The organism is Arthrobacter sp. CAN_A214 (assembly GCF_015751955.1).
Classification (GTDB): Bacteria; Actinomycetota; Actinomycetes; order Actinomycetales; family Micrococcaceae; genus Arthrobacter_D.
This window is the reverse complement of sequence record NZ_JADOUU010000005.1, coordinates 138,556-155,427: the sequence shown is the minus strand read 5'-3', so window position 1 is coordinate 155,427 and position 16,872 is coordinate 138,556. Positions and strand designations below refer to the sequence as shown.

At 66.5% G+C, this 16,872-nt stretch carries 17 protein-coding genes; 5 read left to right on the top strand and 12 right to left on the bottom strand.

Annotated features, from left to right (window positions below):
- Positions 1 to 6: 6 nt before the first annotated feature.
- The 11 genes from IWX65_RS06905 to IWX65_RS06855 are packed head-to-tail and all read right to left on the bottom strand — an operon-like array spanning position 7 to position 11,088.
- Positions 7 to 702 (bottom strand): hypothetical protein, encoded by a 696-nt coding sequence (locus IWX65_RS06905; protein ID WP_196881685.1) that lies wholly within the window; start codon positions 700 to 702, stop codon positions 7 to 9.
- Entirely contained in the window at positions 620 to 1,003 is a 384-nt protein-coding gene (locus tag IWX65_RS06900) for a hypothetical protein (RefSeq protein WP_196881684.1), read from the bottom strand. The genes IWX65_RS06905 and IWX65_RS06900 overlap by 83 nt, the downstream gene beginning before the upstream one ends.
- A gap of 57 nt (positions 1,004 to 1,060) precedes the next feature.
- Entirely contained in the window at positions 1,061 to 2,074 is a 1,014-nt protein-coding gene (locus tag IWX65_RS06895; RefSeq protein WP_196881683.1) for a sugar phosphate isomerase/epimerase family protein, read from the bottom strand.
- Positions 2,075 to 2,089: 15 nt separating this feature from the next.
- Positions 2,090 to 3,226 carry a Gfo/Idh/MocA family protein gene (locus tag IWX65_RS06890; RefSeq protein WP_196881682.1) on the bottom strand — a complete coding sequence of 379 codons (1,137 nt, stop codon included), beginning with the start codon at positions 3,224 to 3,226 and terminating at the stop codon, positions 2,090 to 2,092.
- Complete coding sequence (locus IWX65_RS06885; RefSeq protein ID WP_196881681.1) at positions 3,223 to 3,966, bottom strand: sugar phosphate isomerase/epimerase family protein; 744 nt, start codon at positions 3,964 to 3,966, stop codon at positions 3,223 to 3,225. Before IWX65_RS06885 ends, IWX65_RS06890 begins: the two co-directional genes overlap by 4 nt.
- Before the next feature lie 34 nt (positions 3,967 to 4,000).
- Entirely contained in the window at positions 4,001 to 5,209 is a 1,209-nt protein-coding gene (locus IWX65_RS06880) for a Gfo/Idh/MocA family protein (protein WP_196881680.1), read from the bottom strand.
- Entirely contained in the window at positions 5,206 to 6,084 is an 879-nt protein-coding gene (locus IWX65_RS06875; protein WP_196881679.1) for a sugar phosphate isomerase/epimerase family protein, read from the bottom strand. Before IWX65_RS06875 ends, IWX65_RS06880 begins: the two co-directional genes overlap by 4 nt.
- A 52-nt stretch (positions 6,085 to 6,136) precedes the next feature.
- Positions 6,137 to 7,366, bottom strand: a complete 1,230-nt coding sequence (locus tag IWX65_RS06870) for a substrate-binding domain-containing protein (RefSeq protein WP_196881678.1) — start codon at positions 7,364 to 7,366, stop codon at positions 6,137 to 6,139.
- Between the two features lie 52 nt (positions 7,367 to 7,418).
- Positions 7,419 to 8,513, bottom strand: a complete 1,095-nt coding sequence (locus IWX65_RS06865; protein WP_196881677.1) for an ABC transporter permease — start codon at positions 8,511 to 8,513, stop codon at positions 7,419 to 7,421.
- Positions 8,510 to 9,559: an ABC transporter permease gene (locus IWX65_RS06860; protein ID WP_442859173.1), complete on the bottom strand. Its 1,050-nt coding sequence runs from the start codon at positions 9,557 to 9,559 to the stop codon at positions 8,510 to 8,512. Before IWX65_RS06860 ends, IWX65_RS06865 begins: the two co-directional genes overlap by 4 nt.
- 5 nt (positions 9,560 to 9,564) lie before the next feature.
- Positions 9,565 to 11,088 (bottom strand): sugar ABC transporter ATP-binding protein, encoded by a 1,524-nt coding sequence (locus tag IWX65_RS06855; protein ID WP_196881675.1) that lies wholly within the window; start codon positions 11,086 to 11,088, stop codon positions 9,565 to 9,567.
- A gap of 75 nt (positions 11,089 to 11,163) precedes the next feature.
- On the opposite strand from IWX65_RS06855, the gene IWX65_RS06850 reads away from it, so the two are divergent.
- Genes IWX65_RS06850 through IWX65_RS06840 form a run of 3 tightly spaced genes read left to right on the top strand, consistent with a single transcriptional unit; the run spans position 11,164 to position 14,127 of the window.
- Positions 11,164 to 12,447, top strand: coding sequence for an ROK family protein (locus IWX65_RS06850; RefSeq protein ID WP_442859170.1), 1,284 nt, complete (start codon positions 11,164 to 11,166; stop codon positions 12,445 to 12,447).
- A gap of 51 nt (positions 12,448 to 12,498) precedes the next feature.
- Entirely contained in the window at positions 12,499 to 13,077 is a 579-nt protein-coding gene (gene pyrE, locus IWX65_RS06845; protein WP_196881674.1) for an orotate phosphoribosyltransferase, read from the top strand.
- A gap of 48 nt (positions 13,078 to 13,125) precedes the next feature.
- The gene (locus IWX65_RS06840; protein WP_196881673.1) at positions 13,126 to 14,127 is read left to right on the top strand and encodes an alpha/beta fold hydrolase; all 1,002 of its coding nucleotides are present in this window, start codon (positions 13,126 to 13,128) and stop codon (positions 14,125 to 14,127) included.
- Between the two features lie 107 nt (positions 14,128 to 14,234).
- Here the strand turns inward: IWX65_RS06840 and IWX65_RS06835 are convergent, their stop codons facing one another.
- On the bottom strand, positions 14,235 to 15,014 hold the full coding sequence (locus IWX65_RS06835) for an HAD-IIA family hydrolase (RefSeq protein ID WP_196881672.1): 780 nt from the start codon (positions 15,012 to 15,014) through the stop codon (positions 14,235 to 14,237).
- Between the two features lie 64 nt (positions 15,015 to 15,078).
- On the opposite strand from IWX65_RS06835, the gene IWX65_RS06830 reads away from it, so the two are divergent.
- Together IWX65_RS06830 and fbaA are read left to right on the top strand one after the other, a co-directional pair.
- Complete coding sequence (locus IWX65_RS06830) at positions 15,079 to 15,738, top strand: TrmH family RNA methyltransferase (RefSeq protein ID WP_196881671.1); 660 nt, start codon at positions 15,079 to 15,081, stop codon at positions 15,736 to 15,738.
- A 112-nt stretch (positions 15,739 to 15,850) separates the two neighbouring features.
- On the top strand, positions 15,851 to 16,870 hold the full coding sequence (gene fbaA / locus IWX65_RS06825) for a class II fructose-bisphosphate aldolase (protein ID WP_196881670.1): 1,020 nt from the start codon (positions 15,851 to 15,853) through the stop codon (positions 16,868 to 16,870).
- Positions 16,871 to 16,872 lie beyond the last annotated feature (2 nt).

Sequence of the window (16,872 nt, the reverse complement as noted above, 5' to 3'; positions counted from 1 at the left end):
CCTAGGCTACCCGGCGGAGGTTTCACGGGCGTTACGGGCGTCGCCGGGGCGCGGGGCCCCGCCCGATCTCCCCTTGCCGGAGGGCCACAGCCGGGGCGGCCGGCGCGCAGCGACGTCTTCGGCCCAGCCGACCGCCAGGATCACCAGTCCGAGCATCAACCAGACGGCAGCGAACTGGAGCGCCTCGCTTTTCAGCAGCCAGGAGAACGACGTCTCGAGGAACGGGATGTTCCACAGCTGATCGATCAGGGGAACCGTCGCTATCAGCAGCACTATATGCCAGAGGTAGATGGTGATCGCGCGGTTGTTGATCAGGGTGATCGTTCCGTCGAAGATCCGCAGCGGACGGGGCAGCGTCGACCAGGAAGGGGAGATGCGCAGGAGCAGGACGCAGAACCCGAAGGACCAGAGCGCCTGCGCGAGGGGGATCGCTCCGAGATCCCAACCCGTGTCACCGAGGTGACCTGCTGCCCACCAAAAGCCGGCAGCCATGAGGAGCATCGCCACCAGCGGAGTAGCGACCCGGGGGAGCGCCTGCAGGAACCCCCGCTGATACGCAAAACCCAGCACCCAACAGGACCCGTAGGTAGCGAACCCGTCGACCACAGAAGCAACCGGATCAGGAAGGCCCACCGTACCTGTCGCGAGAAGGACCGTGAGGGCGAGCGGGGAGAACAGTGTCACCCAGGGCAGGCCGCTCAAGCGACCGCGCCATGAGCGCTCCCGCAAGGGCGAACATGACTCCCAGGGAGGGGAAGACGACGGTGAGCCACACGGCATTGAAGAAGGTATGCAGCGCCACGATGCGCACGAGTGCTATGGCCCGGAGCAGGTCGAGGTAGCGGTCACGCCCGGGGACAAGGGTCCCCGCCCGGTCGCCGGACGCCGGCCCGGCAGGCTTCGCCTGGATGCTTGTCAAGTCGAACCATTTCTCGACGATCACGCAGCGGAGTGCCCGAATGGCCTGCCGCTTCCCGGACCATCGGGCACGGGTGAGGACCATGTTAGGCAGGTGTCGCGGGCGCGTCACGCGTAGCGGACACTCGAAAAGCCGTTGCTCCTACTGGCCGGGTGCAGCCTGGGTGAAAGCGGTGTCGAATGAGGTGTCCGATGGAGCGAAGTCGAACTGCTTGAGGAAGGCCAGCGCTTCGGGTGCCCCCTGCAGGCGGTCCATTCCGGCGTCCTCCCATTCAACGGAAATCGGGCCGTCATAGCCGATCGCGGTGAGTGCGCGGAAGCTGTCCTCCCATGGCACGTCGCCCCGGCCGGTCGAGACGAAATCCCAGCCGCGGCGCTGGTCCCCCCAGGGTAAATGCGAGGAGAGGATGCCATTGCGGCCGCCACCCATGCGCATCTTGGTGTCCTTGCAGTCCACGTGGTAGATGCGGTCGGCGAAGTCCGAGATGAACGCCACCGGATCGATCTGCTGCCAGAGGAAGTGGCTGGGATCCCAGTTCAGGCCGAACGCCGGACGGTGTCCCACCGCTTCGAGGGCGCGCTGGGTGGACCAGTAGTCATAGGCGATCTCCGAGGGGTGGACTTCGTGGGCGAAGCGGACCCCGCACTCGTCGAACACGTCGAGGATGGGGTTCCAGCGGTCGGCGAAGTCCTGGTAGCCGGCGTCGATCATCGATGCCGGGACGGGCGGGAACATGGCGACATACTGCCAGATAGAGGATCCAGTGAAGCCGACCACTGTCTTCACGCCCAGCTTCTGTGCAAGGCGCGCTGTGAGCTTCAGCTCCTCCGCGGCCCGCCCGCGGACGCCCTCCGGATTCCCGTCACCCCAGACGCGCGGCCCCACGATGGCCTCATGCCGGAAATCGATGGGGTCATCACACACCGCCTGGCCCTTGAGGTGGTTCGAGATGGCCCACACCTTCAGATTGTTTCGCTCCAGGATGTCGAGGCGGTCTTGGATGTAGGCGTCGTCGTCCCACCGCCATGCGTCGAGATGGTCCCCGGAAACGGCGATTTCGAGGCCGTCGTAACCCCAGCGACCGGCAAGCTCGGCGACTTTCTCGAACGGGAGGTCGGCCCACTGGCCGGTGAACAGGGTGTAGTTGCGTCCCATGATTTTCCTTAGTCGTTAGGAGAGCGTGGATGCTGTCGGGTCCCAGTCCTCGTCCAGCGGCGGGGCGGCTTCCGCTGTGCTGGCCACGTCGACGAAGGTTGCGGTGTCGATCGACGTCGAAATGGCGACCATGGCGTCGAGCACATGAAAGGCGGTGAGGCCCTGGGCGCGGTGGGCCGAACCGGTCCGGATGGCACGTGCCATTTCAAGGACTCCGACACCCCTGCCCCAGGTCGAGCCGACGGATACCACCGTCTCCTCCTCCGAACCCACACGCCTCAACCGGATGTCACCGTCGAATCGATTGGGATCCGGGAGGGAAATGGTGGCCTCGGTGCCGGTGATCTCGAGGAAGCTCTGGCGGACCAGCGGGGATTCGAAGCTGAAGACGCTCTGGCCCGATGCTCCTTCCCGGAATGTCAGGAGAGCTCCCACATGGGTGGGAACCGTCACGTCGAACTCCTCGCCGGCCCTCGGCCCGGAACCGATCACGCGGGTCGATCTGGCCTTCGAGCCGACCGCTGCCACCGAGGAGATCGGTCCGAAGGCCTGGATGAGCGCCGTGAGGTAGTAGGGCCCCATATCGAACAGCGGACCGGCTCCCTCCTGAAAAAGGAAGGCGGGGTTGGGGTGCCAGGCTTCCGGGCCTGGGCTCTGCATCAGCGTAAGCGCAGTGAGCGGCGTGCCGATGTCCCCGCGGCAGATCATTCGGAGCCCGGTCTGCAGGCCGGCGCCGAGGAAGGTGTCAGGTGCGCACCCGAGCCGCAACCCGGCGTCATCGGCTGCCCGCAGCAGGTTCCGGCCGCTGTCGAGATCCAGCGAGAAGGGCTTCTCGGACCACACATGCTTCCCGGCTGCTACTGCCGCGAGGCCTATCTCCACGTGGGCGGCCGGCGGAGTCAGATTGACGATGATCTCCACGTCGGGGTGGTTCAGCGCGGCGTCGATCCCCCCGGACGCCGCGATACCGTACTGAGCGGCCCGGGCCTTCGCGGTTTCCGCGAAAAGGTCAGCCATCACATGCACTGCCACATCGGGGAAGGCGGCGAAGCTCGCCAGGTACTGCTCACTGATGACGCCGGCTCCGATGATGCCGATGCCCACGGGGCCACCTGCGCGTGCTGCCGTGCCCTGCCTTCTGTCCTGCTTCACGCTTCGTCCCTGGTGAGGTAGGTGAAGCTGTCCCCGAGCGCGGTGAAAAGGTCTCCGGAGCTGTCGTCGAGTTCCACGACGAAGGTCTCCACCGCCGAGGCGGCGGCCAGCACGGCCGGGATGTCCATCCTCCCGGACCCCACCGCGACCTGCGCCTTGTTGTTCCGGGAGATATCACCGTCCTTGACGTGAATGAACTTCACGCGGTCGCCGAGCTTCCCCAGAAGGCCGGCCGGCGATTGCCCGCCGACGGTGACCCAGTAGATGTCGACCTCGAGGACCACCTCCGGTGAGAGATGGGCGCTGAGCACTTCGAGCCCGGTTCTGCCGCCGAAGTCGGTTTCCACCTCGAACCAATGGTTGTGATAGCCCACGCGGAGGTCGTAGGAGGCTGCGGCGTCGGCTGCGGCGTTCAGCGCTTCAGCCGTGGCCTTGATGCCGTCCTCGGAAAGCCAGCGGGAAGGATCAACGAAGGGGTCGATCACCGTGGTCATACCGAGGGCACGCGCTGCCTCGAAGATCGGAGCCTGCTCCGAGGACAGCAGTGGAGCGTGCCCGGAGGGCGCGGTGAGACCGTTGCGGCGAAGTGCGGCAGCAAGGTCGGCGGTCCGGGAGGTGAAGCCGTACGGTTCCACCTGACGGAAGCCGATGGTGGCGATGCGGTCGATCGCGGCGTCGAGGTCGGCGTCGATGGCGTCCCGGACGGTGTACAGCTGGACGGACAACGTGCTGGGGGGCACTGGGTCTCCTTGTTGTTCTCGGGTCCGGGCGGGTTCAGATGGATTGATCGAGCTCGACGACGGCGCTTCCCGTCCGCGCGCTGTCCTCCAGGGCGGAAAGAACCCGCTGCACGTCCAGGGCGTCTTCGAATGACGGCTGGGGGGCTGTTCCGGACGCTATCGCGGTGAGGAAGTCCGCGGCCTGGGTCGTGAAGGTATGGTCCCACCCGAGCGTGTGGCCGGTGGGCCACCAGGCGTGGAGGTAGGGGTGCGTCTCCTCGGTCACCAGGATCCGGCTCGAGCCCTGCAGTTCGGCCGGTGCGGTGGCGTCGAAGTATTGAAGTTCATTCAACCGCTCGAGGTCGAACTGGAGGGAGCCGAGGGATCCGTAGACCTCGATCTGCAGTGCATTCCTTCGTCCGGTGGCGAACCGGGATACCTCGAGGCTGGCGACCGCGCCGGAAGCGAGATGCAGGGTCGCCCAGGCGGCGTCGTCGACGGTGACGGCTTCCAGTCCTGCGGCTCCCGTCCGTTCAGGAACGAACGTGTTCACCGTCCCGGAAATGGACTTGACCGTAGTGCCGAGGAGGAACTGGATCTGGTCCACGGCGTGGGACGCCAGGTCCCCCAGGGCGCCGGATCCGGCGGTTTCCCGACGCAGGCGCCAGCTCATGGGTGCGTTCTCGTCCGCGAGCCAGTCCTGTAGGTAGCTCACGCGGACCTGGCGCACCTCACCCACCCGGCCTGCGGCCAGGAGGTCCCGCGCCAGTGCCAGCGATGGCAGCCGCCGGTAGTTGAAGCCCACCATGGATTGGATGCCCCGGGCGCGGGCCGCCATGGCCGCCGCCACCATGGTTTCGGCCTCCGCCACGGAGTTCGCCAGGGGCTTCTCGACGAGGACATGCTTGCCCGCCTCAAGTGCTGCTACTGCGATTTCGGCGTGGAGATGCCCGGGCGTGCAGATATCCACGATGTCGATATCGTCGCGTTCCAGCACCGTCCGCCAGTCCGTCGCGGTTCCTGCCCAGCCGAGCCGCTGCGCCGCCGGGACCAACTGGTGCTCATCGCGCCCCACCAGGAGCCGCTGCTCGACGCGGGGCGACTCATAGAAGGCGTTGACGTTCCGCCAGGCATTCGAATGCGCGCGGCCCATGAAGGAGTAGCCGATGACGGCAACACCAAGGGTTCGCGAAGGGGCGTGAGGCGGGGAGGGAACCGGGGCAGGGCTGGGGGCCGCTGCGGGCCCCGGGGGAGTGGTGTTCATGGGGAATGTCCTTTATCAGGGCTTGCCGACGCACTGCGCAGGAACGCGAGCCCGTCCTCGGCCAGCCGGTCCTGGGTTACCGCCAGCGGACGCCAGATCGACGCCGCCGTGGCGATGCTTGCGTTGGTCGAGGTGAAGCTTTCGATGTTCAGTGCGCCGGTGTATCCCACGTCGTCGAGCGCCTCGAAGATTCCCTGCCAGTCGGTCTGGTCCCCGCCGGGCGCGCCGCGGTCGTTCCCGCACACCTGCACGTGGACCAGGTGTGCGGCCGCCTGCCGGATGGCGTTGGCCGAGGACCGCTCCTCGATATTCAGGTGATAGGTATCGAGCGCGAGCCCCACGCCGCTTTCGAGGAGCGGGCCCACAGCTTCGAGCGCCTGCCCCACCGTGTTCAGCAGGGAGGTTTCATAACGGTTGAGGGGTTCGATTCCCAGCACGACGCCGCTCTCCAGTGCCTGCGCTGCCAACGGCTCGAGGTTTTCCCGGAGTTCCGAGTACGCGCGCTCGCGCTCGCCGTCGTCCATGCGCCACAGGCGGCCGGTAGCCGAGTAGAACGGACCGCAGACCGCGGGAGCACCGACGTCGGAGGCTAGCTGGATGCACGCTCCGAGATACTCCTGGGTGGACCGGATGATTCCGGCGTCGGCCGCGACGAGGTCGCGTTCGGGGGCCATGGCACCCACGATATAGGGGGTGAGGCCGGTTGCCGCAAGTGCGTCCTGGACGGCGGAGGATGAGAGGTTCCCGGCGTTTTCGAGGGGCAGTTCCACGGCGTCGAAGCCCATGCCCGCGATTCTGGTGAGGAGCGGAAGCAGGCCGGTGTCGGTGAGGGGTGATTCCCACACCCACGTGTTGACGCCGATTGCTCGTTGCACGGCCCGCTTCCCTCCTCTCATCTCGTTGGTACCTGTCTCAAAAGCCGAAGCCCTAGGGGATCTGGCGTTCCTGCCACACCGTCGGGTAGCCCGGCAGGTCCTCACCGCCGAACTTGGCATAATGGCCGTCCGGCATGCCGTCGTTCGCCTCGAGGAACTCACCGCGGTCCTCCTCGGTGATGGGCGACTGGGGCAGAACCCACTCAGCGGGCACTTCCTCGCCCCCGAAAATCTTCTCGAGAGCCAGAAGCGGGGTGCGCCACTGGAAGTTCGAGTAGACCGGCGCAAGGGCGTCGATGCCCGTTTCCTCCCACTTCCGCAGGAAGCTCAGCTCATCCTCGCCCGTCATGACGGGCAGATCGGCCCCGGCGTCCTCGAAGGCCTCGATGGCTGCCACGGCACCGTCGCCGGCATCCATCCATACTCCCTGCACGTCCCCGGTAGCCAGTTCGTCAGCGATGATCTTCTTGATCTCGGTGGGATCGGCGCCGGTGAAGTAGTCGACTGCTTCGATGCCGTTCTCCTCGAAGATCCGCTCCGCAGCGGCCCACCGCTGCTCGAGGACATCTACCCCAGGCAGGATGCGGAGGGCCACCACCTTGTCGCCTTCCTGCAGCTTGCCGGAAAGGAACTCGGCGGTGTCGATGCCCCAGGCGAATCCACCGATGGGATGGATGAAGGTGGTGGCGCAGTCGGTCTCCACGCCGCGATCGAAGACGACGACGGGCTTGCCTGTTTCACACGCGCGTTCGACGGCCGGAGTCAGGGCGGCCGTCGAGTTCGGGGAGATGATGAAGGCGCCGCAGTTCCCTTCGCTGATGAAGTAGTCGATATCGGAAGTCTGGGTGTTGTCGTCGTCCTGGGCGTCGCGGGTTTCCATCTCGGAAATCACTCCCGAGTCCTGCAGCGCCTTGAGCTGCTCGTTCATGGTGATCCAGCCGGTCTGCCGCCACGGGTTGGAGATCGAGGCGTTGGCGAAGCACACCTTCTGCGGGCCCTCGGCGGCGAAGGCCGCGGTGTCGGTCATCGCGCCGTCGATATATTGCAGGTACGGCTGTGCCGTGTCCCCCTCGAAGGTGGCCGAACGCTGCTCGTCCTGGGTGTCGTAGACCGCCTGGTCGAACCACTCATCGCTGCTTTCCGTGGGGGCGGCTTCGGTGGCGGCCGGGGCCGCTTCCGCCGACGGCGGGTCTTCGATCGATGAATCGGTGGTGCAGGCTGTCAGTGCCAACAGCGACGTTGCCGCGACCACTGTGATCCGGGTTCGTACTTTCCTGTGCATGGTGTCCCTTCCTTCTGGTGCCCCTGTGGGCCTGGTCCGTGCTGGTGGTGCCTCAAGCGGTAGTGCCGGGTTGGGTTGGTGGTTCCTGGAGCGCCGGCGGCGAAGCGCCACGCCACTTGCGCTGCCAGGTCTGGGCCGCCACTGCCACGGCTCCGATGATGATCAGGCCCTGCACGGTGTCGCGCCACGTCGACTCCACGCCGAGGAAGTTCAGCAGTGTGAAGAGCAGTTCGAGGGAGAATGCGCCGGCCGCCGCGGAGAGCACCCAGCCGCGCCCCCCGCCGAGCACCACCCCGCCCAGTACGACGGCGGTGATTGCCGTGAACTCGTAGCCGCGCCCCACGGAAGGGTGGACGCCCGCGTATCCGACCAGGATGATGCCGGCCACTGTCGCTGCCAGTGAGGACAGCATGAACGCCCGGGTCTTGATCCACCACACCCTGGTCCCGGCAAGGGCCGCAGCCCTCGGATTGTCACCTGCAGCGAGGAGTGTGCGGCCGAAGGGCCGGCGCATCAGCCAGGCGGCGGTGCCCGCGATTCCCACCAGGATGAGCAGGGGGTAGGGAATGACCTCGACCAGCGGAACATCCCGGATGCCGCCACGTCCGATCTGCCGGAAGCTGTCGGCCGGGTTGCCGGTGGCGGCGCCGCCGGTCCAGTACATCACCAGGCCCAGCAGCGCGAGCATCGTTCCGAGCGTCACGATGAAGCTCGGAACCTGGAGCAGGGTGGTGATGCACCCGTTGACGAATCCCACGAAGGCGCCGAAGACCAGCATCAGCAGCAGGACGGGAACGGCCCGGCTCTCATCCTGGCCGATCAGGTTCCCGGCGATGATCACCTGCGCGGTGACGACCGATCCCATGGACAGGTCGAACTCGCCGGAGGCGATCACGAAGTACTGACCGATCGCGGCGATGGCGATGGGTGCGGTGCGGCCGATGAAGCGGATGAGCGAGCCCGGTTCCCCGAAGGACGGGTTTGCCGCGATGACGGCGGCCAGTAGGGCGAGGAGCAGCACGAAGACCGCGCCTCCGGGAGTGCGAAGGAACCTCAGGAGGCGTTCACCCCTGGAGGACCGGTTCTGGGCGAGGGTGACCTGCCGGGTGCTTCCGGATTCCGCCCGGCTCGTCTGGCCGGCGCTCATGCGCTCACTCCACGGTCCTCATGGCTGGGCCGCGGTCCCTGTCGGCTGTCGTTCGGCCCGGCCCCACTGGAATCGGCGCCGGAGTACCTCGCGGGGCGGCCCACCCTCCTGCGCCGCGCATAGACGGCAACAGCGACCACGATGACGACGCCGCGCACCACGTCCTTGAGGAAGGGATTGATCTGCAGGACGCTCATGATGTTGTCCATCATCGCGAAGATCAGCACTCCGCCCAGCGTCCCGATGAGTGAGCCTTTCCCACCCGCGAGCAGGGTTCCGCCAAGGACCACCGCCGCGATCGACAGCAGGTCATAGCCTCCCTGCGTCCCGATCGTGGGGCTGCCCACCCCGAGGCGGGCAGCGAGGAGGAGGCCGGCCAGACCTGCCATCACGGAACACAGGATGTGGGCGGCGATCACCGGACCGCGTGTCCGGATGCCCGACATCCTCGCGACGTCGAGGTTGCCCCCGACGGCGAACATGTGGTGCCCCAGCCGCGACCGGTTCAACACCAGCAGGACCATCCCGGCGCAGGCAAGCATGATCAGGGTGGAAACCGGAACCGGACCGATTCCGGTGGCGCCGATGAGCCGGAAGGCCAGCGGGGTCTGCCCGGCGCTTCCCTTGTAGTTGGAGGCGAGGTAGCCGCTGATGATCAGACCCATGCCGAGGGTGGCGATGAAACCATGTACTTTCAGGCCGGAAACCACCAGGCCGTTGACGAGCCCGACGGCGGCGGCCAGTGCGAGGGCCGCCAGTACGCCCGCAAGGACGTTACCCGCCTGGTTCGCCATGACCGTGGCCGCGACGAGGCTCGAGAGACTGATGACATAGGGAACCGAGAGGTCGAGGCTCCCCACCAGGATGACCACGGTCTGGCCGATCGCGATGAACCCCAGGACGCTCGTGCCGGTGAGGATGTCGGAGATATTGCCGGTGCTGAAGAAATTCCTGCCGGTACTGCCCACCAGCACCGCACCCACGGCAATGGTCACCAGCACCACTGCATACACAAGGTGGGTCGACGTCAGGGCCGGCATCCTCATCGAACTCATTTCGGGGCTTCCTGATCGGTTCGGACGCCGGCGGCCAGCGCCAGCACTTCTTCCTCCGTCGACCCTGGTGCGGCCGAGCCGGCTATGCGGCCATCGCGCATCACCAGGATCCGGTCAGCCATTCCGAGGACTTCGGGGAGTTCACTGGACACCAGGAGGATTGCGGTGCCCTGCGCGGCAAGGAAGCGGATGAGCTGGTACACCGCGAGCTTGGCGCCGACGTCGATCCCGCGGGTGGGTTCGTCAAGCAGCACCACGCGCGGGTTCACGGCGAGCCACTTGGCGAGGACCACCTTCTGCTGGTTGCCGCCGGAAAGGTACTGGACCTCCTGGTCCAGATCCCGTGCGGCTACCTCGAGCGAGGAGAAGACTCCCGGAATGCCCGCCCTTGCCTTGCGGTTCCGGGACGGGAAGACCGACCGGACCACGCTGAGGGCATTGTCGAGGATCGACTGGTTCAGGCTGAGCCCCTGGGACTTCCGGTCCTCCGTGATCAGGGCGATGCCGCGCCTCACGGCCTCGCGCGGCGAGCGGCCCGTGTACCGTGCGCCCTCGAGCTCCATGGTGCCGCGGGTGAAGGGCGCGGCACCGAAAAGGGCTTCGAGCAGCTCGGTGCGGCCGGACCCCTGAAGGCCCGCAACGCCGACGATCTCGCCGGACCGCAGCGACAGGTCGATCGAGTCGAGCTGGTCGTTGCCGCATCCGTCGACCTGCAGCGCAATTTTCCCCACTTCGGTGCCGGGTTCGGGGTCCGGGAAGTAGGCGGAGATGGGTCGGCCCACCATGAGCCGGACGAGCGCGGCGTCGTCGAGCTCCGACGCCGGGTGGCAACCGACCACCCGGCCGTCCTTCAGTACCGTGATGGTGTCGCACAGGTCGAAGATCTCCTTCAGCCGGTGGGACACATAGAGCACTGCGACGCCGCGCCCGGTAAGCCGCCGGATGATTCCGTACAGCAATTCCACCTCGGGTCCGGCGAGTGCTGCCGTGGGCTCATCCATGGAGATGATCCGGGCGTCATAGCTGATGGCCTTCGCGATCTCGACGATCTGTTGCTGCGCCACGGACAACGAGTTCACCAGGCTGCCCGGCCGGATGCTCGAGACCCCGAGTTCCCCGAGGAGCTCCGAGGTGCGGGTCTGCATGGACTTCGTGTCCACCAGGATCCCGCGGCGCGGCTCCCTGCCGAGGAAGATGTTCTCCGCCACCGAGCGTTCCGGCAGGAGGTTGAACTCCTGGAACACCGTGGACAACCCTGCGGAGTGCGCCTGTGTGGGATGGGAGAAGTCCACCGGCCGGCCCGAGATCTCGATGATCCCGGAATCGCGCTGATAGACCCCGGCGAGCAGCTTCATGAGTGTCGATTTGCCTGCACCGTTCTCGCCGACGAGCCCGTGGACCTGGCCGGGAACCAGCGAGAGGGAGGCATCGCTCAGCACCGGCACGCCGAAAAAGCTCTTCGACAGCCCCCTTGCCTGCAGCACAGGTCCGGGAGCGGAGGAATCGACGTCGTTAGCCACGCGCCCACTGTGACACAGCTAATCGACTTTTGTCGATAGAGCGATGAAAGCTGTTGACCAAAGTAATTTAGATAGGTGCCGAGCGATTCGAAGTCGTGGTTTACTTCAAGGATGCTGACCACCACGCGTAAGCAATCGGTAGGAGAAAAAGCGGGAGAACCGGCGGCGACGCAGGCACTGCGCGTTTCCCCTCCTGCCCCCGGGGCGAGCGAAATCTTCCAGTTGCTGCGGGACGGCCAGCCCCGCACGCGTGCGGAACTCGCGCAGCTCACCGGGCTCGCCCGGTCGACCGTCGCGTCCCGGGTGGACACCCTCATGGAGCTCGGGTTCGTCGCTCCCTACGGAGGCGCCGTCTCCACGGGAGGCCGGCCGCCGTCGCTGTTCGCCCTCAACCCGGCCGCACGCGTGGTGATCGGTGCCGACCTCGGTGCGACCCATGCGCTGGTCGTCCTCTCGGATCTGGCGGGCTCCGAGCTCGGCTCCGAGCGGGCAGTACTCGACATCTCCGAGGGCCCGGACGTGGTCCTCGGCTGGCTGGTGGAAGCGATCTCGCGCCTCCTCGCCGCCGGAGAGCGCAGTCATGGGGATCTCGCCGCCATCGGCATCGGCCTGCCCGGCCCCGTCGAGCACGACACCGGACGGCCCATCAACCCGCCGATCATGCCCGGGTGGGACCGTTTCGACGTTCCTGGGCTGGTACAGCAGGCCTATCCCGTGCCGGTGCTCGTGGACAACGACGTCAACATCATGGCTTTGGGAGAGCAGAACGCGCACTGGCGCGATACGGGTGACCTCATGTTCATCAAGGTGGCGACCGGCATCGGTGCGGGAATCATCTCGGGCGGCACCCTGCAGCGCGGAGCCCAGGGCACGGCGGGAGACCTGGGTCACGTGAGGATCCTGCGCGGGGGTGAGCTGCCGTGCAGGTGCGGAAACACCGGGTGCCTCGAAGCAGTGGCCGGAGGTCCGGCGCTCGCGGCTGCACTCAGCGCCGTCACCGGCAACCGGCTCTCCTCCGGCGGCGAGGTGATCTCCCTGGTGCGGGCCGGGGACGCCGCGGCCATCCAGGTCATCCGCCAGGCGGGCCGTGACATCGGGGACGTCCTTGCCACCTGTGTGAACCTCATCAACCCCTCGGTCATCGTGGTGGGTGGGATCATGGCGTCGGCGGGAGAGCACCTGCTGGCGGGCATCCGCGAGGTGGTCTACCGGCGATCTCTTCCCCTGGCGACCGAGCACCTGCGGATCGTGCCCTCGGTCTCGGGCGAACGGGCCGGAGTGTCAGGCGCCGCAGCCATGGCCATTGCGCATGTCCTCTCACCGGAGTCCATCGAGGCCGCGACGCTGTCCGGTCCCTGACGACACGGCGCCCGGGCGAACCGCACTGCCGGCTCTCGATAGACTTGCCGCATGACCGCAGATACCTTCGCCGAGCACTCGTCCGACCGCGCCCGGCTCCTCGAGCTGATTCGGGAGCTCGCCGTCGTCCGGAAAAAGGTGACCCTCTCCAGCGGCGTCGAGGCCGATTACTACATCGACCTGCGCCGTATCACGCTCCACTCCGAGGCGTCGGCCCTGGTGGGCCGGGTGATGCTCGCTCTGCTCGACGACGCCGGCATCGACTTCCAGAGCGCAGGAGGCCTCACCATGGGTGCGGACCCGGTGGGTACCGCCGTGATGCATGCCGCCTCCCGGGAGGGCCGGAGCATCGACGCGTTCGTGGTGCGCAAGGCGCAGAAGACCTACGGCATGGCGCGGCAGGTGGAGGGGCCCGACGTCGCGGGCCGTCCGGTTGTCGTACTCGAGGACACCTCCACCACGGGCGGATCGGCGCTCACCGCAGTCGAGGGAGTGCGGAAGGCAGGCGGTAAGGTGCAGGCCGTCGCCGTCATCGTCGACCGCAGCACCGGCTCGAAGGAGCGGATCGAAACCGAAGCTGGAGTCCCCTACCTCTTCGCCTTCGGCAAGGACGAGCTCGGTCTCGCCTAGCGGCAGCGGCCCGCCCGAGGGACGAATGAACAGGCGGGAAGGGTGGGCATGACGGATGACGCCGAGCGGCTCCTTTCCTACTCCAGCGACCTCGCCGGCTTTTCCCGAAGGGCCTTCCTGGCCGGTTCGGGACTGGGGCTGACGCTTGTCGCCGATCTCGCAGTGACCAGGCGCATCCAGCGGCAGCGCGAGGAACTGCGCATCCTCCCCCTCGATGACGACTCCGCCAGAACCAGTTTTCCCGCTGCCTCCTGGGTACTCTTTCCGGGCTACAAGACCAGCTGGGAGGAGGGCCTCTGGATCCTGAACTCCCTCCGGCCAGCTCTGTCCCGGCGGGGCCGGATGGCGGTGGTGGGCTACTCGAACCGGGGCCTGGACATCAACAACATCGTGGCGGCGATGAACCGCTACGTGCGCAACTTCCAGCTCGAGAAGCTGTATTTCTACGGTCACAGCTTCGGTGGCATGGTGGCCGTAGAAGTGGCGGCACGCCTCGCGGAGCGGGGCATCCCGGTGGAGCTGATCCTGCTCGACTCGAGCCCGCACAGCAGGGCTGACGTGCTGGACCAGCGTATGTTCGAGGGCGTGGTCTTCCTGTACGAGGCGGGGTACCGCGTGCCCATCGTGGTGCGCGGCGGATACGAACTGGGGGAGCGCATCGTCCACAAGAATGAGCGCACGTGGCGCCAGATCCTGGATCAGACCCTCGAACAGCTTTCCCCACTCGCCCCCAGCAGCGTCCTCATCCAGTCCCAGGCGTCCTACATCTACCGCTTCAATATCGGGCGCTTCCAGGGTGCGCTGGGGGAAACCCGCATGGCGTTCGTCGGCAACCCGAACGACGCCGTCGTCGACTATGCGCTCGCCCGGACGGGGTGGGCGTCCGCGTTCCCCGACAACCTGGTCTCCGCCGACTCCGTCACCACCGGTGCGCTTCCAGCCCACGCGAGTCCCCAGTGGAACCCACTGATCTACCGGACCCTCGTCCGGACCATCCAGGACAACCTCCTCCCGCTGCCTACGGGCGGCGGGAGGAAAACGGCGTTCTAGCGGAACCGCACCCGGTCGATTCACACCCGACAGTTCACGCCCGGCGATTCACAGGCGGTCTATTCACGCCCGGCGATTCACACCTGGTCGATTCACACCTGGTCGATTCACACCTGGTCGATGAGGTCGGCCACTGAATCGACGATCTGATCCGGCCGGAAGGGGTACGCATCGATGTCGTCGGGCTGGGTGATGCCGCTCAGGACGAGGACGGTGTGGAGCCCGGCCTCCATACCCGCGATGATGTCTGTATCCATCCGGTCGCCGATCATCGCCGTCGTCTCCGAGTGCGCATCGATCTGGTTCATCGCGGAGCGGAACATCATGGGATTGGGCTTCCCGACGATGTAGGGGGCCCGGTTGGTCGCCGCGGTGATCATCGCCGCGATCGCTCCGGTCGCCGGGAGGGGGCCCTCCTTCGAGGGGCCCGTGACATCGGGGTTCGTGGCGATGAAGCGGGCGCCGTCGAGGATCAGCCGAACCGCCTTGGTGATCGCCTCGAAGGAGTAGGTGCGGGTTTCGCCGAGCACCACATAGTCGGGGTTGGAGTCGGTGAGGACGAAGCCGGCTTCGTGCAGTGCCGTCGTCAGCCCGGCCTCCCCGATCACGTAGGCCCGGCCGCCGGGAAGCTGGCCCTTGAGGAACTGTGCCGTGGCAAGGGCCGAGGTCCACAGGTTCTCCTCGGGAATCTCGAGCCCCGAAGCTTTCAGCCGCGCGGCAAGGTCCCTCGGGGTGTAGATGGAGTTGTTGGTCAGCACGAGGAAACGCTTCGACGTGGCCACCCAGCGGTCAATGAGCTCTGCTGCCCCGGGAATGGGGTGGTTCTCATGGACAAGCACGCCGTCCATATCGGTGAGCCAGCATTCGATGTGTTCGTTCTCCCGCATGGGCTTCCTTCGCTTGTGGACGCTTCCGAAGATCAGGTTCAGTCTTTCACCTTAGGCTGAAGGGGTGAAAGAGAGTACAGATACGGCAACGGATCCGACGCCGCCCGACCCCCTGACCGCCGTCGGCGTGGGCCCGTGGCAGGGTGAATGGCCGGAGGGCGGGCAGTGGGACGAGGAGCTTCTTGCGGCGGGAGACACGCGCAACGTGGTGGATGCCTACCGGTACTGGAAGCATGACGCCATCGTGGCTGACCTCGACACCCGACGGCACCCCTTCCACGTCGCCATCGAGAACTGGCAGCACGACCTCAATATCGGTTCAGTGGTCCGCACCGCCAACGCCTTCCTCGCGAAGGAAGTCCACATCATCGGACGACGCCGGTGGAACCGGCGCGGCGCGATGGTCACCGACCGCTACCAGCATGTACGGCACCACCCCACCGTCGAGGATTTCGTCGCCTGGGCGCAGGGCGAGGAACTGCGCATCGTGGGGATCGACAACTTCCCCGATTCCGTGCCCCTCGAGACCTATGAGCTTCCGGAGAAGTGCGTCCTCGTGTTCGGGCAGGAGGGGCCCGGCCTGACGGCCGAGGTTCATGCTGCGGCCGATGCAACCCTGTCCATCGCCCAGTTCGGTTCAACCCGGTCCATGAACGCCTCCGCGGCTGCGGCCATCGCCATGCACGGCTGGGTTCGCCGGCATGTGTTCGGGCAGGGCATCTAGGGCCCGTCCGCTGCCGGTTCGTCCTGGGGTCGCCGGCTGCGCAGCCCTGCGCAGGCACCTCCTGATCGCTAGGATGAAGCAAGCAGTTCCCATCCATGAAGGAGTCAGCAGCATGCCAATTGCCACACCTGAGGTCTACGCCGACATGATCGACCGCGCGAAGGCGGGCGGATTCGCCTACCCGGCCGTGAACGTCACCTCTTCCCAGACCCTGAACGCCGCGATGCGCGGATTCGCCGAGGCCGGATCCGACGGCATCGTCCAGGTTTCCACCGGCGGAGCGGCCTACTGGTCCGGGGCGAGCGTCAAGGACATGGTGGCCGGTTCACTGGGTTTCGCGGCTTTTGCCCATGAGGTTGCCAAGAAGTATGACGTGAACATCGCGCTCCATACCGACCACTGCCCGAAGGACAAGCTGGACGGCTTCGTACTGCCGCTGCTCGCGGCGTCGGAGGAGGCGGTGAAGAACGGCGGCAACCCGATCTTCCAGTCGCACATGTGGGACGGCTCGGCGGAGACGCTCGAAGAGAACCTGCGCATCGCCCGGGAGATTCTTCCCCGTGCTGCCGCCGCGAAGATCATCCTCGAGGTGGAGATCGGCACCGTCGGCGGCGAGGAGGACGGTGTGGAGAACGCCATCAACGACAAGCTGTACACCACGGTCGAGGATGCCCTCGCCACGATCGACGCCCTCGGTGCGGGTGAGCACGGGCGGTACCTGACAGCGCTCACCTTCGGCAACGTGCACGGCGTCTACAAGCCCGGCGGCGTGAAGCTGCGCCCCGAGATCCTCAAGGACATCCAGCAGCAGGTGGGCACCAAGCTCGGCAAGGACAAGCCTTTCGACCTCGTGTTCCATGGCGGTTCAGGGTCCAGCGAGCAGGAAATCGCCGACGCCGTGTCCTATGGGGTCATCAAGATGAACATCGACACCGACACCCAGTACGCCTTCACCCGCCCGGTGGCCGATCATATGCTGCGCAACTACGACGGCGTCCTGAAGGTCGACGGCGAAGTCGGCAACAAGAAGGTCTATGACCCCCGCGTATGGGGTGCGTCCGCCGAGGCCGGACTCGCTGCGCGGGTGGTCGAGGCCGCCGCGTCCCTCGGTTCCGCCGGAAAGAAGCTCTAGGA

Coding starts and splice junctions, on each gene's coding strand:
- IWX65_RS06900 (WP_196881684.1), bottom strand. CDS start 1,003: ATGGTCCTCACCCGTGCCCGATGGTCCGGGAAGCGGCAGGCCATTCGG.
- IWX65_RS06895 (WP_196881683.1), bottom strand. CDS start 2,074: ATGGGACGCAACTACACCCTGTTCACCGGCCAGTGGGCCGACCTCCCG.
- IWX65_RS06880 (WP_196881680.1), bottom strand. CDS start 5,209: ATGAACACCACTCCCCCGGGGCCCGCAGCGGCCCCCAGCCCTGCCCCG.
- IWX65_RS06870 (WP_196881678.1), bottom strand. CDS start 7,366: ATGCACAGGAAAGTACGAACCCGGATCACAGTGGTCGCGGCAACGTCG.
- IWX65_RS06865 (WP_196881677.1), bottom strand. CDS start 8,513: ATGAGCGCCGGCCAGACGAGCCGGGCGGAATCCGGAAGCACCCGGCAG.
- IWX65_RS06860 (WP_442859173.1), bottom strand. CDS start 9,559: ATGAGGATGCCGGCCCTGACGTCGACCCACCTTGTGTATGCAGTGGTG.
- pyrE (WP_196881674.1), top strand. CDS start 12,499: ATGACCGCAGATACCTTCGCCGAGCACTCGTCCGACCGCGCCCGGCTC.
- IWX65_RS06840 (WP_196881673.1), top strand. CDS start 13,126: ATGACGGATGACGCCGAGCGGCTCCTTTCCTACTCCAGCGACCTCGCC.
- IWX65_RS06835 (WP_196881672.1), bottom strand. CDS start 15,014: ATGCGGGAGAACGAACACATCGAATGCTGGCTCACCGATATGGACGGC.
- fbaA (WP_196881670.1), top strand. CDS start 15,851: ATGCCAATTGCCACACCTGAGGTCTACGCCGACATGATCGACCGCGCG.